General features: G+C 69.8%; 19 protein-coding genes and 1 tRNA gene. 5 read left to right on the top strand and 15 right to left on the bottom strand.

Going from position 1 to position 22,974, the window contains the following annotated elements; all coding sequences use genetic code 11:
* Nucleotides 1-76: 76 nt before the first annotated feature.
* On the bottom strand, nt 77-2,818 hold the full coding sequence (polA, locus tag AB0M80_RS35555; protein WP_364573712.1) for a DNA polymerase I: 2,742 nt from the start codon (nt 2,816-2,818) through the stop codon (nt 77-79).
* 62 nt (nt 2,819-2,880) lie between these two features.
* Here polA and AB0M80_RS35550 point away from each other — a divergent pair, with 62 nt between their 5' ends.
* A complete protein-coding gene (locus AB0M80_RS35550) occupies nt 2,881-3,321 on the top strand; it encodes a hotdog fold thioesterase (RefSeq protein ID WP_364573710.1) in 441 nt (146 codons plus the stop codon).
* Nucleotides 3,322-3,325: 4 nt separating this feature from the next.
* On the top strand, nt 3,326-4,297 hold the full coding sequence (locus AB0M80_RS35545; RefSeq protein WP_364573708.1) for a LysR family transcriptional regulator: 972 nt from the start codon (nt 3,326-3,328) through the stop codon (nt 4,295-4,297).
* Here AB0M80_RS35545 and AB0M80_RS35540 read toward each other — a convergent pair.
* The 7 genes from AB0M80_RS35540 to AB0M80_RS35510 all read right to left on the bottom strand — a co-directional run bounded on the left by AB0M80_RS35540 (nt 4,263) and on the right by AB0M80_RS35510 (nt 11,296).
* A complete protein-coding gene (locus AB0M80_RS35540) occupies nt 4,263-5,033 on the bottom strand; it encodes an alpha/beta hydrolase (protein ID WP_364573706.1) in 771 nt (256 codons plus the stop codon). The genes AB0M80_RS35545 and AB0M80_RS35540 overlap by 35 nt on opposite strands.
* A gap of 162 nt (nt 5,034-5,195) precedes the next feature.
* Nucleotides 5,196-5,909, bottom strand: a complete 714-nt coding sequence (locus AB0M80_RS35535) for an ABC transporter ATP-binding protein (protein ID WP_364573704.1) — start codon at nt 5,907-5,909, stop codon at nt 5,196-5,198.
* Nucleotides 5,896-6,822, bottom strand: a complete 927-nt coding sequence (locus tag AB0M80_RS35530; RefSeq protein WP_364573702.1) for an ABC transporter ATP-binding protein — start codon at nt 6,820-6,822, stop codon at nt 5,896-5,898. The genes AB0M80_RS35535 and AB0M80_RS35530 overlap by 14 nt, the downstream gene beginning before the upstream one ends.
* Nucleotides 6,819-7,964, bottom strand: a complete 1,146-nt coding sequence (locus AB0M80_RS35525) for a branched-chain amino acid ABC transporter permease (RefSeq protein WP_364573700.1) — start codon at nt 7,962-7,964, stop codon at nt 6,819-6,821. Before AB0M80_RS35525 ends, AB0M80_RS35530 begins: the two co-directional genes overlap by 4 nt.
* Complete coding sequence (locus AB0M80_RS35520; RefSeq protein WP_364573698.1) at nt 7,961-8,971, bottom strand: branched-chain amino acid ABC transporter permease; 1,011 nt, start codon at nt 8,969-8,971, stop codon at nt 7,961-7,963. Before AB0M80_RS35520 ends, AB0M80_RS35525 begins: the two co-directional genes overlap by 4 nt.
* Before the next feature lie 95 nt (nt 8,972-9,066).
* Nucleotides 9,067-10,248 carry a branched-chain amino acid ABC transporter substrate-binding protein gene (locus AB0M80_RS35515; RefSeq protein WP_364573696.1) on the bottom strand — a complete coding sequence of 394 codons (1,182 nt, stop codon included), beginning with the start codon at nt 10,246-10,248 and terminating at the stop codon, nt 9,067-9,069.
* 433 nt (nt 10,249-10,681) lie between these two features.
* Nucleotides 10,682-11,296 (bottom strand): response regulator, encoded by a 615-nt coding sequence (locus tag AB0M80_RS35510; RefSeq protein ID WP_020646628.1) that lies wholly within the window; start codon nt 11,294-11,296, stop codon nt 10,682-10,684.
* A gap of 207 nt (nt 11,297-11,503) precedes the next feature.
* On the opposite strand from AB0M80_RS35510, the gene AB0M80_RS35505 reads away from it, so the two are divergent.
* Nucleotides 11,504-11,577 (top strand) — tRNA-Leu (locus tag AB0M80_RS35505).
* Nucleotides 11,578-11,799: 222 nt separating this feature from the next.
* Here the strand turns inward: AB0M80_RS35505 and AB0M80_RS35500 are convergent.
* Complete coding sequence (locus tag AB0M80_RS35500; protein ID WP_364573694.1) at nt 11,800-14,781, bottom strand: hypothetical protein; 2,982 nt, start codon at nt 14,779-14,781, stop codon at nt 11,800-11,802.
* 155 nt (nt 14,782-14,936) lie between these two features.
* Here AB0M80_RS35500 and AB0M80_RS35495 point away from each other — a divergent pair, with 155 nt between their 5' ends.
* Complete coding sequence (locus tag AB0M80_RS35495) at nt 14,937-15,665, top strand: AfsR/SARP family transcriptional regulator (RefSeq protein ID WP_364573692.1); 729 nt, start codon at nt 14,937-14,939, stop codon at nt 15,663-15,665.
* Here AB0M80_RS35495 and AB0M80_RS35490 read toward each other — a convergent pair.
* The 3 genes from AB0M80_RS35490 to AB0M80_RS35480 are packed head-to-tail and all read right to left on the bottom strand — an operon-like array spanning nt 15,569 to nt 19,907.
* Nucleotides 15,569-17,800, bottom strand: coding sequence for a transglutaminaseTgpA domain-containing protein (locus AB0M80_RS35490; RefSeq protein WP_364573690.1), 2,232 nt, complete (start codon nt 17,798-17,800; stop codon nt 15,569-15,571). The genes AB0M80_RS35495 and AB0M80_RS35490 overlap by 97 nt on opposite strands.
* Nucleotides 17,800-18,945, bottom strand: a complete 1,146-nt coding sequence (locus AB0M80_RS35485) for a DUF58 domain-containing protein (RefSeq protein WP_364573688.1) — start codon at nt 18,943-18,945, stop codon at nt 17,800-17,802. The genes AB0M80_RS35490 and AB0M80_RS35485 overlap by 1 nt, the downstream gene beginning before the upstream one ends.
* Nucleotides 18,946-18,947: 2 nt before the next feature.
* Nucleotides 18,948-19,907 carry a MoxR family ATPase gene (locus AB0M80_RS35480; RefSeq protein ID WP_364573686.1) on the bottom strand — a complete coding sequence of 320 codons (960 nt, stop codon included), beginning with the start codon at nt 19,905-19,907 and terminating at the stop codon, nt 18,948-18,950.
* 339 nt (nt 19,908-20,246) lie between these two features.
* Between AB0M80_RS35480 and AB0M80_RS35475 the strand changes: the two genes are divergently transcribed.
* Complete coding sequence (locus tag AB0M80_RS35475) at nt 20,247-20,621, top strand: hypothetical protein (protein WP_364573684.1); 375 nt, start codon at nt 20,247-20,249, stop codon at nt 20,619-20,621.
* A gap of 93 nt (nt 20,622-20,714) precedes the next feature.
* Here AB0M80_RS35475 and AB0M80_RS35470 read toward each other — a convergent pair whose 3' ends face one another.
* From AB0M80_RS35470 to AB0M80_RS35460, 3 genes are all read right to left on the bottom strand, one after another.
* Entirely contained in the window at nt 20,715-21,491 is a 777-nt protein-coding gene (locus AB0M80_RS35470; RefSeq protein ID WP_364573682.1) for a NucA/NucB deoxyribonuclease domain-containing protein, read from the bottom strand.
* A gap of 293 nt (nt 21,492-21,784) precedes the next feature.
* The gene (locus AB0M80_RS35465) at nt 21,785-22,120 is read right to left on the bottom strand and encodes a hypothetical protein (RefSeq protein WP_364573680.1); all 336 of its coding nucleotides are present in this window, start codon (nt 22,118-22,120) and stop codon (nt 21,785-21,787) included.
* A gap of 4 nt (nt 22,121-22,124) precedes the next feature.
* On the bottom strand, nt 22,125-22,943 hold the full coding sequence (locus AB0M80_RS35460) for a hypothetical protein (RefSeq protein ID WP_364573678.1): 819 nt from the start codon (nt 22,941-22,943) through the stop codon (nt 22,125-22,127).
* Nucleotides 22,944-22,974: the final 31 nt, after the last annotated feature.

Raw genomic sequence — 22,974 nt, 5'->3', positions numbered from 1 at the left:
CGCGCGGCGCCGTCCGCCCGGGTGCTCCCGCGTCACAACCCGGTGATCCGGGCCGTGACGCAGAGTGGAGACCCGATCAGTGCGCGGCTTCGTTCCACGACCGGCCGTAGCCGACCGACACCTCGAGCGGCACCGCCAGGTCGTACGCCGAGCCCATGCCCTCGCGCACGAGCTTCTCCAGCTGTTCCTGCTCCCCGTCCGCGACCTCGAGCACCAGTTCGTCGTGGACCTGCAGCAGGATCCGGCTCTTCAGCTTCGCCTCGACCAGCTCGCGGTGGACGTTGAGCATCGCGACCTTGATGATGTCGGCCGCGCTGCCCTGGATCGGGGCGTTCAACGCCATGCGCTCGGCCATCTCACGGCGCTGGCGGTTGTCGCTGTTGAGGTCCGGCAGGTAGCGGCGGCGCCCGAAGATCGTCTCCGTGTAGCCGCACTTGGCCGCTTCGCCGACCACCGAGTGGAGGTAGTCGCGGACGCCGCCGAAGCGGGCGAAGTACGCCTCCATCTGGGACTTGGCTTCTTCGGTGGAGATCCGCAGCTGCTGCGAGAGCCCGTACGCCGACAGCCCGTACGCGAGGCCGTACGACATCGCCTTGACGCGGTAGCGCAGCTCCGGCGTGATCTCCTCCGGCGGCATCGAGAACGCCCGCGACGCGACGAACGTGTGCAGGTCCTCGCCGCTGTTGAACGCCTCGATGAGGCCCTCGTCCTTCGAGAGGTGCGCCATGATCCGCATTTCGATCTGGCTGTAGTCCGCGGTCATGAGTTCCGTGTAACCCTCGCCGACGACGAAGGCGTCGCGGATGCGGCGGCCTTCTTCGGTGCGGACCGGGATGTTCTGCAGGTTCGGCTCGGTCGAGGACAGCCGTCCGGTGGCCGCGATCGTCTGGAGCAGCGTGGTGTGGATGCGCCCGTCGTCGGCGACGGACTTGATCAGCCCCTCGACCGTGGTGCGCAGCTTCGTCGCGTCGCGGTGCTCCAGCATGTGCTGCAGGAACGGGTGTTCGGTCTTCTCGAACAGACCCTGCAGCGCCTCGGCGTCGGTGGTGTAGCCGGTCTTGGTGCGCTTGGTCTTCGGCATGCCGAGCTCGTCGAACAGCACGACCTGCAGCTGCTTGGGCGAACCCAGGTTGATCTGCTTGCCGATCACCTCGTACGCCGCTTCGGCGGCCTGGGTGACCCGCGAAAGGTAGTGCGCCTCCAGCGAAGTGAGCTGCTCGAGGTCGACGGCGACCCCGGCGATCTCCAGTTCGGTGATCACTTCCAGCAGCGGCAGCTCCAGCTCGGCGAGCAGCTTCGCGCCGCCGATCTGCTCGAGCTCCTTGTCGAGCGCGCCGGCCAGCTCGAAGATCGCCCGGGCCCTGACCAGCTCGTCCTGGATCTCCTTCTGCTCCAAGCCTTCCGCGCCACCGTCGAGCAGCGACAGCTGCCCGTCGCCGCCGTCGGTCTCCGAGCGCAGCTCGCGGTGCAGGTAGCGCAGCGCGAGGTCGTCCAGCTCGAAGGTGCGCTGCCCGGGCCGCACCAGGTAGGCGGCCAGCGCGGTGTCCATGGCGAGCCCGGCCAGTGCCCAGCCGCGGCCGCGGATCGCGTGCAGCGGGACCTTGAGGTCGTGGCCGGTCTTGCGGATCGCCGGGTCGGCGAGCCAGGCGGCGAGCGCCGCGTCGTCGGCCTGGTCCATGGCCGTGACGTCGACATACGCGCCTTCGCCGTCGGCCGTCGCGAACGCGATCGCGCGCAGGTCGGAACGGACCGAGGTGCCCACGGCGCGGAACGCCAGCGCCACCGGCTCCCCCCCGCCCGCGTGCTCCGCCAGCCACGCGCCCAGCGCACCGGGCGCGAGCGCGGAACCCGAGACCTCGAAGCCTTCGTCGGCCTCCGGCTCGGCGCTCTGCAGCGTCGCGAACAGCCTGTCCCGCAGCACGCGGAACTCCAGCTCGTCGAACAGCGCGTGCACCGCCTCGCGGTCCCACGGGCGCAGCTCCAGCCCGGCCGGGGCGATGTCCAGCTCGACGTCGCGGATCAGCTCGGTGAGCTGGCGGTTGAGCGTCACGGCACTGAGGTGCGCCCGGAGGGCGTCCCCGACCTTGCCCTTCACCTCGTCCACGCGGTCGATCAGGTCGTCGAGCGAGCCGAACTGCCGGATCCACTTGGCCGCGGTCTTCTCGCCGACGCCCGGGATGCTCGGCAGGTTGTCCGACGGGTCGCCGCGCAGCGCGGCGAAATCCGGGTACTGCCGCGGGGTGAGCCCGTACTTCTCCTCGACGGCGTCCGGCGTGAACCGGGTCATTTCCGAGACACCGCGCTTCGGGTAGAGCACGGTGACGTGCTCGGTGACCAGCTGCAGCGCGTCGCGGTCGCCGGTACAGATGAGCACGTCGAAGCCGTCCGCCGTCGCCTGCGTCGTGAGCGTGGCGATGATGTCGTCGGCCTCGAAGTTCTCCTTCACCAGCGACGGGATGCCGAGCACGTCGAGGACCTCCCTGACCAGGTCCACCTGGCCGCGGAACTCGTCCGGCGTCGCGCTGCGGTTGGCCTTGTACTCGGCGTAGGTCTCCGAGCGGAACGTCTTGCGCGAGAGGTCGAACGCCACCGCCAGGTGGGTGGGTGCTTCGTCGCGCAACAGGTTGATGAGCATCGAGGTGAAGCCGAAGACGGCGTTCGTGACCTGGCCGGTCTTCGTCTTGAAGTTCTCCGCGGGCAGGGCGAAGAACGCGCGGTAGGCCATCGAATGACCGTCGATCAGCAGCAGCTTCGGCCGCTCGGTGACGCTGGTCTTTCCTGTGGCGTTGGCAACGGTCGTCTTCTCACTCGGGCTCACGGGCCCGAGTCTAGGCTGAGGGTCCGACACTCTTACGTGTCGCATAGGAACAGGAGCTTTGTGTGACGGACAGTGCCGCCCCCATCGACGTGGAGCGGCTGTCGGGCATCGACCCGGCGGCGGCGGACCAGCAGCTGAACGACAAGGTCGGGATGAAACTGCTGGAGGCGACGGCCGAGCGCGTGGTCGGCACGATCCCGGTCGAGGGCAACCTGCAGCCGTACGGCCTGCTGCACGGCGGCGCCAACGCCGTCCTCGCCGAGGCGCTGGGCTCCACGGTCGCCGCGCTGAACGCGGGCCCGGACCGCGCGGCGATGGGGCTGGAACTGTCCTGCACGCACCACCGGGCCGTCCGCTCGGGCACCGTCACCGGCGTGGCGACGCCGCTGCACGTCGGCCGCGGCACGATCACCGCGGAGATCGTGCTGACCGACGACGACGGCCGCCGCACCTGCACCGCCCGGCTCACCTGCGTGGTCCGGGACCGGCCGCCGGGCGCCTGAGCCGGTGGACCTCGACGTCGCCCAGGTCCGGGCGTTCGTGGTGACGGCGGAGCAGCGGCACTTCGGGCGGGCCGCCCAGGCGCTGTTCCTCACCCAGCAGGCGCTGTCGAAGCGGATCCGGAAGCTCGAAGACGCCCTCGCGACGCCGTTGTTCCTGCGCACGCCCCGCTCGGTCGAGCTGACCGCCGACGGCGAACGCTTCCTCCCGCACGCGCGCGAGCTGGTGCGGGCGGCCGACGCCGCGGTGGCCGCCATGGGCGCCGACGACCGGCCGCTGCGCCTCGACCTCGTCGACCACCGGCTCTCCCCCATGTTCCTGCTCCGCCGGCTCGCCGAGCGCGAGCCGGGGCTGCGCATCGACCGGGTCGCCGGCCGCGGTTTCGCGAACGCGATCGAGCCGCTGCTGTCCGGCGAGCTCGACGCCGCCTTCGGCCGGGTGAGCGGCTGCGGCAGGCCGCTGCCGGACGAGCTGGAGCACCGGCCGGTCCGGCTCGAGCCGCTGGTCGCCCTGCTCGCGCCGGAGCACCCCCTGGCCGTGCAGGACGTGCTGCGGCTCGACGAGCTGCGCGCCGACGGGATCTGGCTCCCCGGGCTCGGCGGGCCCGCCGAATGGCTGTCCTACCTGCGGGAACTGTGCGAAGAGTTCAGCGTGCCGATCGACGACTCCGGCGTCAGCTACGACCTCCGGCACACCCTCGAGCAGACGCGGTACGGCAAGCGGCGCGTCACCCTCGCCGGCGCCGACATGGAACTCGCGCCGGACCTCAACCTGAAGGTGCTGCCGTTCGAGCCGTCGCCGTTGTTCCCGTGGTCGCTGGTGTGGCGGCGCGGCAAAGCGAGCCCGGCCCTGCGCCGTCTGGTCGCCCTCGCCGGGCGCACCAGCCGCGAAGAGGACTGGTGCGCCTACGACCCCGGCCACGCCTGGCTGCCGGGCGACGACGTCAGCCTCGCAGCCGCCGCGCGAACCACTCCGTGAACGCCGCGTCGACGCGGGCCGCTTGCGGCGTGCCCGGCGGGAACTCGTGCGCCATCCCGTCGACCGTCACCAGCTCGGCCCCCAGCTTCTCGCGCAGCGCCGCCGCCGGCTCGCGCACCGCGATGTCGTCGTCCGCCCCGGCGACCAGCAGCAGCGGCGCGGTCAGCTCGCCGGCCCGGTTCACGTAGTCGTAGCGCGCCGCGACCGCGCGGGACCGCTCGGTCCACGCATAGGTCAGCCCGAAACGCCGCTCGTTGGCGGCGATCATCGGCGCGAGCTGGACGACCGGGCTCGCCACCGCACCGGCCGCGATCTCGACGTCCCCGCGCGCCAGCACCTCCAGCGCCACGATCGACCCGGCCGAGCCGCCGAACACCCCGAGCGGTCCGGCCACGCCCGGCAGCCGGTCGCGCAGTTCGGCCAGCGCCGCGGGGAACTCGCCCGCCGCCTGCTCGGTCACCGGCTCGAACACGTTCAGCACGGCGTCCTCGCTCGCACGCCGGAAGACCTCGTCGTACCCGCCTTCGGGCAGCCGCGCCCCGGAGAGCGGCAGCCCGAAGTACACGCGCCACGCCTGGAGGTCCGCCATCGGCACGGCTTCGGCCATCGCCCGTTCACCGGCCGGCGCATCCATCAGGTGCCAGCCCGCCAGCAGCGCCGCCGGCGCGGCCGGGTCCACCGGCGGTACCGCCACGAACGGCACGCCCGCCGCGACACCCTCGACCATCTCAGCCATCCCGCTCTCCTTCGTTTTCGGTTCCCCCCAAGCAAACCGCCGCGGAGCGGGGCGGGTCCAACAGCCTTTCCGGCACCGGCGACAACCATCGGTTGTGGTGGAAAACGAAAACCGGCCCCGCGCGCCGAAGCGCACGGGGCCGGTGCTCCGACCACCCGGACGTCAGCCGACGCCCAGGTAGGCCTCCTTGATGCTGTTGTCCGCCAGCAGCTCCTGACCGGTGCCGGTCTTGGTGATCCGGCCGGTCTCGAGCACGTACGCCCGGTGGGCGCGGGACAGCGCCTGCTGCGCGTTCTGCTCCACCAGCAGCACCGTGGTGCCCTGCTTGTTGATCTCCGTGATGATCCGGAAGATCTGCTGGATGAACTGCGGCGCGAGCCCCATCGACGGCTCGTCCAGCAGCAGCAGCTTCGGCTTCGCCATCAGGGCGCGCCCGATGGCGAGCATCTGCTGCTCGCCGCCGGACATCGTGCCGCCCATCTGCGTCTTGCGCTCCGCCAGCCGCGGGAACAGCTCGAAGACCCGGTCGAGGTCTTCGCTGAGATCCTTGCGGTCCTTGCGCGCGTACGCGCCCATGTCGAGGTTCTCCATCACCGTCATGCCGGGGAAGATGCCCCGGCCTTCCGGCGCCTGGGAGATCCCGCGGACCACGCGCAGGTCGCCACGCAGCTTGGAGATGTCCTCGCCGGCGAAGGTGATCTTCCCGGTGGAGATCGACCGGATCCCGGAGATGGCCCGCATCGTCGTCGACTTGCCGGCGCCGTTCGCGCCGATGAGCGTGACGATCTCGCCTTCGTTCACCGTGATGGACAGCCCGGTGACCGCCTGGATCCGTCCGTAGTGGACGGACACGTCCGCCAGCTCAAGCAACGTCATCGTCAGGCACCCCCAGGTAGGCCGCGATCACCGCGGGGTTCTCGCGGATGTCGGCCGGCAGTCCTTCGGCGATCTTCTTGCCGAACTCCAGCACCACGATCCGGTCGGTCACGCCCATGACGAGCTTCATGTCGTGTTCGATGAGCAGGACGGTGTAGCCGTCGTCCCGGATCGTCCGGATCAGACCCATGAGGTCTTCCTTCTCCGCCGGGTTGAAGCCCGCCGCGGGCTCGTCCAGGCAGAGCAGCTTCGGCTCGGTGGCCAGCGCTCGCGCGATCTCCAGGCGCCGCTGGTAGCCGTAGGGCAGGTTCTTCGCCCGGTCGGCCGCGCGGTCGGCGATGCCGACGAACTCCAGCAGGGCCATCGCCTTCTCGACGGCGGCCTTCTCCTCGCGGTGGTGCCGCGGTGACCGCACCAGCGCGCCGAGCAGGCTGGTCTTGTGCCGCGCGTCGGTGCCGACGACGACGTTCTCCAGGGCCGTCATCTCGCCGAAGAGCCGGATGTTCTGGAACGTCCGGGCGATGCCGAGCTGGGTGATGCCGTGCCGCGACGTCTTGCCCAGCGCCTTGCCCTCCAGCCGGACCTCGCCCGAGGTCGGCCGGTAGACGCCGGTCATGGCGTTGAAGCACGTCGTCTTGCCCGCGCCGTTCGGCCCGATCAGGCCGAGGATCTCACCGCGGCGGATGCCGAAGGAGATCTGGTCGAGCGCGACGAGACCGCCGAAGCGCATCGTCACGTCGTCGACCTCGAGCAGCGTCTGCCCGACCTCGACGTCGATGTCGCGGTCCGGCGCGACGACGTCGGCGACCTCGGCCGCGTGCTCGGCCCGCTCCTCGGCCGTCATGTGCTGCAGTTCGGCGACGAGGCCACCCTCGGCGGCGACCTCCGGCCCGCCGTTCTGGGGGTCGGTCATAGCTTGCTCCCCGGAGTCGGTTCGGTCTGCAGCGCGCCGTCACTGCTGATCTGCTCGCCGCGGCCCAGCAGCCGCTGGTAGGCCTGCCTGCCGTAGGCGAGCAGCCGCTGGCGCGCGCCGAGCAGGCCCTGCGGGCGGAAGATCATCAGCACGATCAGCGCCACACCGAAGATCAGGTACTTGTACTCGGCGATCGCCTGGAACCGCAGCGGGATGTAGGCCACCACGCAGGCGCCGAGGATGACGCCGACCTTGTTGCCCGACCCGCCGAGGATCACCGCGGCGAGGAACAGCATCGACGTGACGACGTCGAACTTCTGGTTGTTCACGAAGCCGAGCTGGCCGGCGTAGAGCGCCCCCGAGAGGCCGCCGATCGCCGCACCGCTGATGAACGCCCAGATCTTGAACTTGAACGTCGGCACACCCATGATCTCCGCCGCGTCCTCGTCGTCCCGGATGGCGACCCAGGCGCGGCCGACGCGGCTGCGCTCCAGGTTTCCGACCAGGAACAGGATCGCGATGATGAGCGTGACGCAGAGCCAGTACCAGGGGATGCCGTTCGAGTTGTTGAACAGCGGCGACCCGTCGGCGTTCGCGCCCGGCGGGTGCCCGACCTCCTTGAAGCCGCTGTTGCCGCGCAACGGATCGACGTTGTCGGCGAGCAGCCGGACGATCTCACCGAACCCGAGCGTCACGATCGCCAGGTAGTCCCCGCGCAACCGCAGCGTCGGTGTCCCGAGGATCACGCCGAAGATCATCGTGACCACCATCGCCATCGGCAGCACGACGAGGAACGGCAGGTGCGACAGCGAGGAGTCGGGGCTGGTGAACAGCGCCATCACGTACGCGCCGATGGCGAAGAACCCGACGTAACCGAGGTCCAGCAGGCCGGCCTGGCCGACCACGACGTTGAGGCCGATGGCGACCAGCGCGTAGCGGGCCACCTCGAACATCGCGATCGGGAAGTCGTACCCGGGCTGGGTGGTGATGATCGGCGGGTTCAGCACCGGCAGGAAGTAGATGAGCACCACCAGGGGGACGAGCACGCCCCACTGCTGCACGCGGCTGAGGTTGTTCCACCATTCGCTGATCACGCGCCGCTTCCCGGGCGCCTTGGTGGCAGGAGTCGTGGTCGTCGTCATACCCGGGCCTTTCCGAGCGACTCACCGAGGATGCCGGTGGGACGGATCATCAGGACCAGCACCAGCAGGGCGAACGCGACGATGTCGCGCCAGCCGCCGCCGAACAGCGACTGGCCGTAGTTCTCGGCCACCCCGAGCAGCAGCCCGCCGAGCAGCGCGCCGCGCAGGTTGCCGATACCGCCCAGCACCGCCGCGGTGAACGCCTTGATGCCGAGCAGGAAACCACCCTGGTACCACGCGCCCTGCGGGATCTTCATCATGTAGAACAGCGCCGCCGCGCCCGCGAGCAGGCCGCCGATGAGGAAGGTCAGCGTGATCACGCGTTCCTTGTTGACACCCATCAGCGTCGCCGTGTCGGGGTCCTGCGCCACCGCGCGGATGCCGCGCCCGAACTTGGTCTTGTTGACGAAGTAGTTGGCCGCCAGCATCAGCACGATCGAAGCGACCACCGTGATGATCGTGACGTTGGTGATGCTGCCGCCGAAGAGGGTGAAGACCTCTTCGTTGCGCATCAGGCGGATGCCGAGTTCGGGGTTGCCGCCGCGCCAGATGAAGATGAGCTGCTGCAGGACGAACGACGCACCGATCGCGGTGATCAGGAAGACCAGCTTCGGCGCTCCGCGTTTCCTCAGTGGACGGTAGGCCACCCGTTCGAGGACCACCGCCGTGCCGCCGGAGATCGCCATCGACGCCAGCATGGCGAGGAACAGGAAGCCGACCAGCTCCACCACCGACAGCGTCGGCGTGATCCCGGGCCGGAACCCGAGGAAGTAGAAGGTGAACCACGTCGCGTAGACGCCGTAGATGAACACCTCGGAATGGGCGAAGTTGATGAGCTTCAAGACGCCGTAGACGAGGGTGTAGCCCAGCGCCACGAGCGCGTAGATGCTGCCGTAGGCGAGTCCGTCGAACGTGTTGTTCCAGAACTGGTCCAGGAACGCCTTCACGTCGAAGGTGATCCAGCTGCCGCCCTGGGCCAGGACGAGCGAGCTCAGGTCATGAGTCATCGACACACTAGTTCTCCATGTGGGACCGGGGTGCGCGCCCGGCGGGATCGAGCCGCCGGACGTGCACCCCGGTGATCAGAACGGAAGCGCTTGCGCTACTTGATCTCGGTGTTGCGGACGATCTTCCCGCCCTCGACCTTGTAGGTCCACACGGTCGTGCTGGCGAGCTCGCCCTTGTCGTCCCACTTGAAGTGCTTGGTGATGCCCTGGCCGTCGTAGTTCTTGACGAAGTCGAGCAGACCCGCGCGGTCCTTCTTGCCCGAGTCGATGCCCTTCAGCAGGATCGTCGCCAGGTCGTAGGCCTCGGGCGAGTAGGTGCCCGGGTCCTTGCCGACCGCGGCCTTGTAGGCGTCGGTGAACTTGGTGAACTGGTCCGCCGGGACGCAGGGGCAGGTGAAGTACGCGCTCGCGGCCGCCTCGCCGGCGCCCTTGACGAACTCGTCGTCCTTCACGCCGTCCGGGCCGACGAACTTGGCCTCGACCCGCGCGTCGTTCAGCTGCTGCGCGAAGGGAGCGGCTTCCTGGTAGTACCCGGCGTAGAAGACCGCGTCCGGCTTCTCGCTCTTGATCTTGTTCACCACGGCCGAGAAGTCGGTCTGCTTCGTCTTGACCTTGTCCTGGCAGGTGCCCTTGTCGCCGAGCGCCTTGATGGTCGAGGCGGCGAGGCCGGTGCCGTAGTCGGAGTCGTCCTGGATGACGCAGACCTTCTTGGCGGCGAGGTCACCGGTCATGAACTTCGCGGCGGCCGGGCCCTGGGTGTTGTCGTTGCCCAGACCGCGGAAGAAGGTCTTCCAGCCGTTCTGGCTCAGCGTCGGGTTGGTGGCCGACGGCGTCACCGTGACCAGGCCCGCACCGTTGAAGATGTTGCCCGCGGCCTTCGACTCGCCCGAGAACGGCAGGCCGACGACACCGATGATGGCCGGCGTGTTGACGACCTGGGTCACGATGCCGGGCGCCTTGTCCGGGGTGCCCTCGGTGTCGAACTGCTCCAGCTTGACCTGGCAGCCCGGGTTGGCCTTGTTGTGCTGGTCCACGGCGAGCTTCGCGCCGTTCAAGATGTTCTGGCCCAGCGCGGCGTTGCCACCGTTGATGGTGCCCGCGTACGCGATGGAGGTGGGGGCACACTGAGCCTTGCCGTCGCCGGCCGGGTCGGCCGCGTCGGCTGCGGCGGACGGGGCCGCGGCCTGGGACTGCGAGCTCGCGCTGTTGTTGCCCGAGCCGCTGTCGTTCCGTGCCGCACACGCGCCGAGGGAAAGGGCCCCGACAGCGGCCAGCACGATGACCCTCGTAAGTCGTGCTTTCTGCACTCGTTCCTCCAAATGCCACCTGGCCGCCCGGTCGGGCGGCTGTCCCGGCGTGGGACCTGACTGGCCGCTGAAAGTAGCCGCCCCGGCGGCCGTTGCACAGAGTCACACGTGCTCTTGTAGCCACATCGTGACGGTCGTCACGAGTATTAACGTATGGTTTACACCCGCTCGTCGTAATGAGACCAGCGGGTGGTGACTCTCGGTGCACAACAGCCTGCAGACTGCCCCTTGACGCCTGGTTCAAGGTGTGCAGAGTCTACGGACCCTCATGTCGATCACTGCGCCCGGCCACGCCGGGAAGGCTCGCAAAGGTACCAAGTACGCCCTTTCGGGCACCCGGAGCGTGACCGAAGGAAGGAAAAAGGGGGTGGCCACCGCGGTGGCCACCCCCTTTTCGGGTGGTTCAGCTGCCGATGCTCTCCACGACGGCCTCGGCAACGGCCTTCATCGTGGTCCGGCGGTCCATCGCGGTGCGCTGGATCCACCGGAAGGCGTCGGGCTCGGTGAGGCCTTGCCGGCTCATCAGCAGACCCTTGGCGCGGTCGATGACCTTCCGCGTCTCGAGCCGGTCGGTGAGCCCGGCCACCTCGGCCTCGAGGGCCTGCAGCTCGGAGAACCGGCTGACGGCCAGCTCGATCGCCGGCACGAGGTCACGCTTCGCGAAGGGCTTGACGAGGTAGGCCATGGTGCCGGCATCCCGCGCGCGTTCGACGAGATCCCGCTGGCTGAAGGCGGTGAGGATGACGACGGGCGCGATCCGGTCACCGGTGATCTTGGAAGCGGCCTCGATGCCGTCCAGTTTGGGCATCTTGACGTCGAGGATCACGAGATCGGGCTTCAGGTCGGTGGCCAGCGCGATGGCCTGCTCGCCATCACCGGCCTCACCGACGACTTCATAGCCCTCTTCCCGCAGCATTTCGACGAGGTCAAGCCGGATGAGCGCCTCGTCCTCGGCGACGAGCACCCGACGCTGCGGCACGGTGGCGGCACCGTTGGCCTCGGTAGCCTGGTCGGTCACCGGGGTCCTCCTGAAGGCTCGGCGGGCGTTCGGTTTCGCGGCGTTCCGCGAACCCTTTCGCGGCTTTCCGCGAACCCGAAGCCTACCGGGAACGATCCAGTCGAAGAGATGGCGTTCACCACGTAGTGGCCAGCGTGACACCGGCTCCGGAGACCCCGGACCCGGGCACGGGCGGGGTCCGGTGATCCCGTAGAGTCACGACGTCACGCCCCCGTAGCCCAACTGGCAGAGGCAACGGATTCAAAACCCGTCCAGTGTGAGTTCGAATCTCACCGGGGGCACGGCATTTTCCCAGGTCAGGGCGACTTTCTCCGCCAAAACGGCGACTCCGTGGACGCGTTTGCCCAGGTCAAGCCGCGCAAGTTCGAATCGGCCTCCCTCCGCGCCCCGGGCGTCGGCCCCACGGCTGCTCCTGGCGAACCCCGCCGGAGAGCGGCGCTACCCGTGTGAGCGGGCCCACCGGCGCCGGAGGAACGAGCCCTCCGGCGCCGCACTGGCGATGATCACTTCGCGCTGGGCCTGAGAGTTATGACCTTGAACAGGCTGCGAGCGTTGCGCTGGTTGCGGAAGTCCCAGCCCGACGCGATCCCTTTCTTGCCGGTCTTCAGGTCGAAGTCCTGAACCCGGTACCACGTCCCATCAGGAGCACGCCGCTCCAGCACGAGATCCGGGATGGTTTTGCGGACCTCCTTACCCGCTGAACCGCCAGGCACTGCCTCGCCATTGATATTGAAGGGAACTTCAACACGAAAGCGGTATTCATCAGCGTATTCGCCGAGGATTTCCGCCGCGTCCCGCATCACCGACTCCTCGAAGATGAGGTGCTTCTGTGTTCCCGCATTGGCCATGCGGATGCTCCACAGCTCCTTGTACAGACGCTCTTCCTCGTCTTCCAGCGATTGCAGTCTTTCCGGGTCACCATTTCCGGCCTTGACCCTGGCCGTTTCCGCTCGGCGCAGGGGGATCAAGGCTTCCGCCTCCGCCAGGATCCTGGCTTGGTTCGCAAGCTGGCCGGCGGTGAAGCCGGGGCCGTTCGCGTACTGCACCTCCGTGTCGTCCGCGCGTTTCTGGAGTTCCGGCAGAATCTGCCAAAGGACCGGTACCGCTTCGGCCGCCCGGCCGCGATTCCGCCGTGTCTTCGTGTTCTGCGCCTGGTTCTCGGCAAGGTAGGCCCCCCTCTCCGGATCGATCTCGGGCAGTCCGCCACCAGCCGGTTCAGGAGCGCCATGAGACCAGACCGGCGAAGCGAACCGGGCTCGAGGAATGTCGGTGATCGAGGGCCCGAGGAGAGCGGGCATTGGCACCGGTGCCGGCCGGGCGATCGCCTCCTCGGTCGCAAGATCCTTCGATTCCGACCGCACGACGGGAGCGGGCAAGCCCGGCCAGGCCGGCTCGGTCGGCACCCCCCACGGCGTGAGCCGCGGATCAGGCAGGTCCCAGTCACCGGGGACCGGGCTTCCCGGGGCAACGGGTTCGGTCGGCACGCCCAGCGGCGTGAACCGCGGATCGGGACGACCCCAGTTGTCCGGGACCGGATCTCCCGGGCCCCGCGGCCCGCTCGGCACGGCCCACGGCACAAGCCGCGGATCCAGTCCGCGCCCGGCACCGGGGTCCGGTTCCGCTCGACGTCCGCCCTGACCCGGTGCGGGGTACCGGTCCGGAAGCGGGGGTGTCCGCGGCTCAGCCGGGCCCCGGGACGGCGGCGCATCCCCCGGCTCCGGCGACGGTTGCGCGTCGCCCCTGCGATCCCCCATCACCTCGGCGATCACCCCGGTGCCGGCGACACCGGCCACCAGCGGAGCCGCCTTTCCGTATGCCGGGCCGCTGCCGGACCGGGCCGGACCGCTGCTTCCGGCCCGGCCGCCCATCCCCCCGCCGCGCAGAGTCCGGCCCGCCGGCCCCGCTCCGCCCGGTACGGCCCTGGGCAGCACATCGGCGCCACCGGCGGGCAGGCCCTTCGCTGCGGTCGCCGCCACTTCCTCGACACCCGCGAACGCCGACGGCGCCGACGTGATCCCCGGTCCCGGGACCGCACGGGCGCCTGCTGCCACCGGAGCCCTCGCGCCTTCCGTTACCCCGGCGGCGCCTTGCCGGGCCGCGTTGGCCCGGCTGATCAGGTTGGTGGCATCGGCGACCTGCCCGAGTGCTCTGCCGCCTTTCGCGGCTGCGCCGGCCGCCGCCACCGCACCTTTCACTGCCCCCGGCAACCGCCCACCCGGCACGAAGGTGAGCGCCGCAGCCCCTCCCTCCAGGGCGAATCCGTCGCAGTTCTCCCTCGAACCGAGGCAGTCCGCACCCGTGCCGTAGGAGTTGCCTGCCCCGAAAGAAGCCACGTCCGAAATCAACGCTGCCGTCCCGGCCGCCGCCTGCGCCGCGTCCAGCGGACTGCTGCCCGCTTCACTCCACTGGCGCTTCAGGTCCCGGCGATTCCGGTCGAGCTGAGTCTCGGGCGTGAACACGGTGAGGATCCGACCGTCCTCGGTGGGCGACCAAGTCGAGGTACCGCCCTCCTCCAACAAGGCCTGCAGCTCCGGCGACAGCCGCTCCTTGGACAGCGCCACCCGCCGGCCGGCACTGTCCACACCGACCGGGACGCCGCCGGATTCCCCCGGCAGGTTTTCCCACTTGCTCACCTCGACGGTGGCAGGCGCGGACAGCGGGACAGCCGTCTGGGCGTTGACCGGCACCGTGTAGTTCACTTTCGGTGGCGCCGAGGAAGGCTCGACTCCGGCGTCACGAATCCGCTCCCACCCGGTCGCTTCCGCGTTGTATTCGTCGGCAAACCGGTTGGTGGTCTCCCACGCGGTCACTGACCCGGTGGCTCCTTCGTTGCGGTGCGCTGCGTACTCGTAGGCCTTGCTTCTGGTCGCCGCGGCGTTGCGTGCGGCCACGTCGCGCGCTGCTGCGGACCGATCGACCTTCGGCTGTGGCATCGTCAGCAGGGGATCCTGCTCGACCTCCGGGCCGGGGGTGGCTTGCAGGAGCGGCTGGAGCATGGCTCCGACACCACCGTCATCGGGCTTCGCACGATTCGCCTGCTCCCCCGTCTTCGCGGCCGCGACCGCCGGCTGCCCGGCCGGTTCTTCCCGGCCCGGCGACTTGTCCTTCTCGTCGTGCGAGCCGGTCTCGTCACCTCGCTCCTGCGACTTCTTCTCGCGCTGCGGTTTCCCTTCGTCCGCCTGATCCGGTGGCGAATTCCCGTCTTTCTGCTTGTCTTCCTTCTTGTCGTTGTTCGACCTCGCCGAATCCGCGAGCTTCTTGGCCGAATCCGCGATTTTGAGGAATCCGCCGCCGGGGACCAGCTTCGCGGCCTCCACGACGTTCGGCGACGGCTTGGCAGGCGCCTGATTGCCGTCAGCATCCACGGCGATCGGCTTGGCTTGCGCCGGCGCCGCGGCCAGCACCCCGAACGCCACCGCCAGGAACCCGCCCGACATGGCGTACTTGAGCGCATTCCCCACCGGTGCCCCGGTCTCGTCGTCCATCGATGACTCCCCTCTGCCGTGCCCGCCGCGACGGAACCGCCGCCGGCACAGCCTGGGACAAACCGGTTCAGCACCGGTTCATCGTCATCAAAACCTCAGGAACCACCCGGCAAGGTGGGCGGCACAGAACCACGGATACAGCGAAGGTGTCGGAAATGCTCTTCCATGTTCTCGGCCCGATCGAGGTCCGCTCGAACGGCGCCCTGCTCCGGATCAAGCCGGGTAAGCCGACGAAGCTGCTGGCAACGTTGCTGCTGCACCGCAACACGTGGGTGAGCATGGACCGGTTGATCGACGTGCTGTGGCACGATCGGACGGTGCCGGCATCGGCGGCGGGCAACGTGAAGTCCTACGTCTGCGGCATGCGCCACGCACTGCCCGAGGCCTGCATCGACAGCCGTGCAGGCGCGTATCGGATTCGCGCCGGCCTCGCCGAGGTCGACGCCGATCACGTCGCCGAGAGCGCCGTCGATGCCCGGATCGCCCTCGCTCACAACGAGCCCGGGCGCGCCGTCTCGCTGCTCACCGAGACGCTGGCCCTCTGGCGCGGCACGCCGTTCCAGGACCTGGCCGAGGAGGTCCGCGCGCCGGAGACCGCCCGCCTCGACGAAGTGCGCTGGGAGCTGCGGGAACTGCTGGCCGAGTCCTACCGCGCCCTCGGCCGGTCCGCCGACGCCATCGGTCTGCTCAGCGCCATGACCTGCGATGACCCGCTGCGCGAGAACGTCTGGGCGCGGCTGGTGACGCTGCTGCACGAGACCGGACGGCGCGGCGCGGCGCTCGCCACCTACCGCCGTGCGCGCTCGGCGATCGTGCGTGACCTCGGCATCGAGCCGGGTGCCGAGCTCGTCGGCGCGCACCGCATGGTGCTGGAGCGGGCTTGAACTCCGGTCAGGAGCGTGCGGGGGTCGAGGGCCGCGCGCAGGCGGAGGCGCAGGCCGCGACCGGCCAGACCGCGCTGGACGGTGAGGACCGCGGCCCAGGCCTGGTGACCCGCTTGCGCGCCGGGAGCGTTGCCGGACCACAGGACTTGATCCACGGTGACGCCCAGCTCCCGTATTCCGTCCACTATGGATGGAGTGCCGATACCGTGGGCGGCTGCAGCCAGGTCGCGAGCCGTCATCCCGGCCGTCCACGGAACACTGTGGTCACGAAGGCGGTCGCGGACCTCGAGCCACGCGCCGAGCACCGCGCCCGCACCCGTCCGGCGCCGCCGTCGCCGTGAACGGACGAACTTGGCCACCGGGACACCGACGAGCCCGGCCAGGAACAACGCCGCCGGCCCGGCGAGCACCCAGAGCACCGGGAACGACCGATCTCCGTTGCCCGCGTCGCCCGCACCGCCGGGGCCCTTGACCGGTGCGACCGGCGCGTCGTGCAACTGCGTCGCCGGAGGCAGCTGGGCACGAGCCTGAGCGGTGACCTCGGAAAGACCCGCGGGGCCACCGGCACCACCGAGGCGGGTGGTGCCGGTCGGATCCAGCGGCACCCAGCCGGCACCGGCGACCGCCACCTCGGGCCAGGCCAGGACATCGCCGTTGCGGACGGTGTAGCCGCCGCCGGCGTCCGGCACGGCCGGGCTGCGGAAGCCGACGACCAGGCGAGCCGGGATGCCGACGATGCGGGCGAGCGCGACGTACGCGGCCGCGAACTGCTCACTCGTCCCACGCCGGGTCTCGAACAGGAACTTCCGCAGCTGCGGCCAGCCGTTGCCGCTCGGCAGGCCGGTGCTCGCCGCGGTGTGGTAGCCCTCGCGAAAGAACCGCTCCAGCGTGAGCGCCGCCTGGAAACTGGGGCGCAAGCCGCCGACGGCGGCCCGCGCCATCGCCTCGGCTTCCGCGGGTGGCTCGCCGATCATGCCGAGCCCACCCGGTGCCCGCTGGTCGATCGCGGCGGCCGAGAGGTCGGCGACCGGGACCTGCGGTTCCCACCAGCTCAGCCGGTACTCGCCGGTGGGGCGCGGCAGCCACAGCGAGCCCTGCGACTCCTCGACCAGCGGATCGGCTCCGCTGACGGCAGCGGGCCAGGTCTGGCTCGGCAGCCACGGCCCGCCGAGGTCGCCAAGCCGGATCGTCGCCGTCCGTTCCCGGGAGGGCACCGTCACCAACGGACTCTGCGGCAACTCCGCGCCGAGCCGCCGGTAGCGGCTGCCTGGCGTCCAGTTGACGCCGTCGAAGGTGTCGAGCACGACCAGCGGCCACCGGTCGGGACGCGCGTCGCCGCGGACGGAGAACATCGGCACGTCGGGATGCTCCAGCCGGTTGGCGATGTCGTCCAATGGCCCGGCCACGCGCCCGCTCACCGGCGCCGGCTGGTCCTGCTTCAGCGAATACGCCCGGCCCGGACCGGGAAGCAGCAGCCCCGCCGCGACCGCCGCGGCGAGCCCGAGGACCACCACCGGCACACCGGAGGAGAACGCCGACGCTGTTCGGCGAGCACGGCGCGCCGGCTTCTCCTCGCCGGGACGGGTCAGGGCGAACAACGCACCCACGACAGCCGCGTAACCGAGCCCGGCGGCGACGGCCGCGAGTCCCGACAGCGCGACGTAAAGCTGGCTCACGACGACCACCGCGAAACTCGGGATCAGCGCCACCAGCGGCTTCCGGGAACGCAGCAGCAGTTCGATTCCGAGCACCCCGGCCGGCCATGCCAGCAACGGGACGAACAGCAGCTGGTCCGGCGACGGCCGCGCGGGCCAGGTCGATTGCAGGGTCAGCCGCCAGGACTCGGTGATCCCGGACGCCAGCGCGGAGAACGTCTCACCGGTCGGCAGCCCGGCTGCCGTCGTCGGAAAGGGCACGGTCTCGACGACAGCGAGCAGCCCGGCCACGAGGAGCAGCAGCGGACGCCACGCGGCAAGCACCTCAGTACGCGCACACAGCTGGGCGACCCCGAACAGCACCGCCGCGGGTACCAGGAGCGGTGCGAGCAACGCCGCCACCCCGAACACCGGCACGAAGAACAAGCCCGCGACGACAGCCGCGAGCACCACGCACAGCACGCTGAACCGGCCGGGCATCACACCACCTCGTTCCACCGGCGCACGGCGTTCGCGGCGCTGTCGGCGCTCAGCACCCGCGCGCCCGGAATCACTGGCGGGACACCGCCGGAACCCAGAGCCAGTACGAAGAACGACGAATATCGTGCCCGCAGCCCGGCAAGACCACCGAGTGTGCCGAGCCCGCCCGCTCCCGACGTCACCACTGTCAGGCAGCCACCCTGATGCCGGACGGCGGACAGCACGCCCGGCACGAGTGCCTGCTCGGCGCCGGAGTCCTGGCGTACCTGGCACAGCTCGTCGAGCAGTTGCCTGACCGCGAGCAGGCCGCCGGACGTCGCGAGGTCGACGCCGCCCGAGGTGACCAGCCTGCTGTGGTGCCCGGCAGTGGCGGACGCGGCGAGCAGTGATGCCGCAAGATCGACGGCCTCCTCGAAAAGGGCCGGCGACAACGCATCACCTCGAGTGTCGAGCAGCAGGGTGAAGCGCGGCTGCTCCGGGTCGGCGTAGTCGCGGACCATCATCCGGCCGGTCCGCGCGGTCGCTTTCCAGTGCAGGTGCCGGACTTCGTCGCCGGGCTGGTACTCGCGGACGTCGCGCAGGTCGAGTGAGCCCCTCAACGAGTCGTCAGTGGTGGCGCCGTCGTGGTGGTGCCGGGGGAAGCCGCCGATCAGGGCGCGCGCCGGGTATTTGCGCGGGTGCACCCACAACGTGCCGGTCTCGCCCGCCGGATGCCGGTTGCGGGCGAGGCCGAAGGGATCGGCGCGCTGCAGCGTCAGCGGCCCGACGGCCATCAGCCCGCGGGCAGCGGTCGGCAGCTCGTACTGGTACGTCGCCTCCGCGCCCTCGGCCAGCGCACGCACCTGGACCGTCCGGGTACTCCCGCCGGCGTGGTCCCACGCGGCGAAGCCGGCCTGGGGCCTGCCGGCGAGATTGCGGACCCGCAGCTTCGCCAAGGCCGGACGGCCTCGCTCGACCCGGTCCGGGTAGACGACCCGGGTCACCGCGACCCGCATGCCGCGGGCGGTGACGGCGACGGCAGCCGGCAGGGCGCCGAGCCCGATCGCGCCGAGCACGCGAAACAGCGGGTACCCCGCCCACTCCGCTGTCGCGACCAGCACCACGGACACCACGAGGACGGCGACACCGCGCGGGGTCAGCCGCATGGTCAGCGGCCCGCGTGGTTCATCGCCGGAGCCGGCGTTGTGGCCAAGACCTCGGCCACGACGTCGGCCGCGCCGAGCCGGCCGAGCTCGGCCTCGGCGGTGAGCACCAGCCGGTGCGTGAAGACCGGCACGGCCACGTCCTTGAGGTCGTCCGGCGTGACGAACCCGCGCCCTTCGGTCGCAGCCATGGCCTGGGCGGCGCGCACCAGCGCGATGCTCCCGCGCGGGCTCACCCCGAACCGCACCGCCGCGTGTTCGCGGGTCGCTCCGGCGAGACGTGCGGCGTACTCGACGACCGCGCGGTCGAGGTGTGAGGCACGCACCTCGGCGATCGCGTCGAGCAACATCGGGACGTCGACCACGGCCGGGAGGTCGTCGGGTGATACGCCCGCGCAGTCGCTCATGATCACCATGACCTCGGCGTCGAGATCGGGGTAACCGACGGACAAGCGCATCAGAAACCGGTCGAGCTGAGCCTCGGGCAGCCGGTAGGTGCCCTCCATCTCGATCGGGTTCTGAGTGGCGATGACGAGGAAAGGCCGCGGTACGTCATGGGAGACGGCGTCGACGGTGACCCGTCGTTCGGACATCACCTCCAGCAGCGCGGACTGCGTTTTGGGCGTGCCGCGGTTGATTTCGTCGGCCACGACGATGTTCGAAAACACCCCACCGGGGTGGAAGGTGAAGCGCTCGTCCTTCTGGTGGTAGACGGTCACGCCGGTGATGTCGCCGGGAAGCAGGTCCGGAGTGAACTGGATCCGGCTCCAGCTGCCACCGATGCTGCGCGCCAGGCACCGTGCAAGCGTCGTCTTACCGAGGCCGGGGACGTCCTCGAGCAGCAGGTGCCCCTCGGCGAACAGGGCGGCGACGGCGAGCCGGACCACCTCCGGCTTGCCGCGGATCACCCCCTGGATGTTCCGTGCGATCAGCGCGTAGGCCTCACCGGCCCTCGACTCACCCATGGTGACTCCCCACCTCGTCGAACCTCACGCACCAGCCCTCTTTCTGCGAGGTACGGATCCCACCGACCGTAATCCCGGTGTCCCGGGACCGGTCCCGGGACACCGCTTGTCATCGAAACCTCAGGTCCCGGATGTGACGGTGACTGCGCAACGACCGGATCGTCGGATTGGCGGGCACAGATGTCCCTACACAGCAACGAGAAGAAGACCAGGATTCGCAGCGCGGTTGCGGCGACTCTGCTCGCCGGTCTGGCGCTGGCCGGATGCGGGGGCGAGGAGTCCCCGGCGGCTCACGCCGTCGCGTCGCGCGCGCCGGTTCCCGCTCCTTCGACAACGCCGGTGCCAACCCGTCCGATCGACATCTTCCGGCTTTACCGCGTCCGCTCGCTGTCCGCGACCATGGGCACGGCCTGCTCGGGCCACCCTGCGCCGACCGACACCGCGTGCGGGCAGCAGCTCGACGCAATTCGCCGGACCGCGGCCGGGTTCCCGGTCACGCTCGCCAAGGCGATTCCCGGCAAGGACTTCCCGAAGATCCGGGAGGCCATGGACCAGCTCACGAAATCGATCGACCTGCTGAAGCAGATGAACTGCTACGGCCTGGGCGAACCGGGCAAACGGCCCGGCAAGAACGAGGCCGGGCTGTGCGGAACCTTCGGCACCTTGGCGTTGCTCGGCTGGCTCAGCTTCGAAACCACGGTGGAGCAGTCCTGAGCCACGCGTAGCCGACGAACGGTCCCTTCGCGTCAGAACGCGAAAGGACCGTTCGTCGGCCTGCCGGACCGCTGCCGGCGTCGGACTCACTCGTCAGGGTGTTGGTGCCGTCGGCGGCTTGACGAAGACCCGGATCCTGGTGCCATCGTCGATCCGGTAGTCGCCCGCTTTGTTGCCGCGCAGCTGATTGCCCAGCGCAGCGCCCGAACCCCTGTTGTCCGAACGACCGATGTGCCGGACGCTGGCCCCCTTGCCGCCCTCCTTGAACACCGCCCGTGGCCACTCGTCCCGATCCTTGAACAGCTTGCGGCGCACGCTGCGCAGCGATGCCTTGCGGCGCCCCTTGGGGTCGTTCACGGTGTTCGCCACCCCACCCACGAGGTCGCCGGCGGTCTGCTCGACCTTGCGCGAAGCCTCTTCGTCACCCTGAACGGCTTTGTCGAGCGTACCAACGAGTTCCGCGGTCGACGTCACGTTGTCGTGCACGGCCGCATAAGCGCCGGCGGCCAGCCTCCGGGCTGTGGTGCCCACATCGGGAGCCTTGTTCGGATCGTTCTTCTCTTCGTCGATCTGCTCCTGCGCCAACTGCCGGGAACTCCTCAACCCCGAATCGATGAATTCATCCGCCTCTTCCAGCGCCGCGCCGATCCACTCGCGGAGGCTCTTCGGCTGCACCACCGCGGTTGCCTTGCCACTGGCCCTTTCCGAGACCTGCGCCTGCCGATCTTCCGCTCTCTGCTTCGCGCTCTCCCCCGAACCCTGCGACTTCGGCTGCGCCGCTTTCCCTTTTTCCGCAGCGCCCTTCGCCGCGTTGGCGGACTTGACGAACACCCCGGCCACCGGAACAGCGGACGCCGCCTTCGCGGCCACCTCCCGAGCCTTCGAGGTATCCGGATCGTTGCCCTTGTTCTTCGAGCTCTTCTGATCGCCGGAGTTGCCACTTGGCGTCGCCTTCTGCTGCTTACCACTGTCACCGGCACATCGGTGTCCACGGGCATCGGCGCAGCCTCTGCTGCTTCGCAGCCGAACACGCCGAAGGCCACGGCCAGCAAACCACCCGAAAGCGAGTACAGCACCGCGCGGCGCAGATCGATCCCCGGACCGAGCACCTCGCCGGCAGTCGGTTCTCGCTGCAGCCGCGGTGCACGGCGATATCACCCGGTTCATACACTTTCCCTTGAACGGTCGTGGATCTCTTCAGCCAGCGAACTGCCCATCAGGCCGCCGAAAATCCCCGCGGCGACGCCGATGACCAGACCGACCGGCGACGTGGCGAGCGCGCCGGCGACAACGCCGAATACGACGGAGCCCGAGACACCACCGATTCCCGTTACCGCGCCGAGGCTGAGCGGTGCCCTTGGCTCGAGCGGCGGCAGGTAATACGTTTCGGAGAACTCCTCGCTGCGTTCCGGCACCTCGACAGGCGCCTTCTGGCCGAACCACACCTGGTGCGGGATCACGATGTAGTAAGCGTCTTCGAGCGCCAATGCCGCGCTCACGACGTCACCACGCGTCCGCGGAGACAGTGCCGTTGGTCGCCGTCGCGGTCGACGTCGACCACGCGCCGCCGGATGAGGCGGACGCGGTCTTCGTGACCACCTTGCCGTGCTTGCTGTGAGTCCGCTTCACGTGCTCGGTCTCCCGCACGGGCGCGTCGTCGCACGGTTCCTTCTTGGTCTTGAGGCCGTCGCGGATCTTCTTGAGATCCGTCTTCGTCTTGCCGAGCGTGTCCTTGGCCTTGTGGAGCGCCTTGCCCGCCTCGTCGAAGGTCTTTTCCGCGTCCCGGACGGCCTGGTGCGCGTCGCCGACCGCCTTGACGGCGTCGTCGAGAGCTTGATTGCCGGCGACGGTCGGCCGGACCTCCTGCTTCTTGACGACCGGCGCGGCGGCCTGGACCGCGGCCCGCACGACGTACCGCGTGGTCGAAGCGTCGACCTTCTTCTGCACCGCCGACGAGCGGGTCCGCGACGACGACTTGGCGTGTTTCGCGGTCGTCTGCTTGGGCAGGATCGGCCGCGTCGCCGCGATGGCCGGACGGTGCGCCGCCGCGGGCGCCACGTGCTGCGGCTCCGGCTTCTTCGGCCCGTCGACCGTGTGCTGCGGCTTGGCGATCCCGGCCTGCGGAGCAGCGACGGCGGGAGGAGCCTGCTGCGGAACCGGAACGACCTGAGGTGCGGTCTGAGGTGCGGCGGCCTGAGCAGGCTTCACGTCGTGGTTTTCCTGGCCGTCTTCGGCGAGCGCGCTCGCCGTCGATGCCCCGATCGCCGCGGTGGCCAGCCCCGCCACCCCGTAAACGGCCGCCCGCTTGAGATTCCGCTTCATTCCCTCACCTCGCTGGTCATCGGCGACCGGT

This window comes from Amycolatopsis sp. NPDC051045, from assembly GCF_040682955.1.
GTDB lineage: Bacteria > Actinomycetota > Actinomycetes > Mycobacteriales > Pseudonocardiaceae > Amycolatopsis.
Note: the sequence above shows the minus strand (reverse complement) of the source record. Positions and strands in the feature narration are given on the sequence as shown.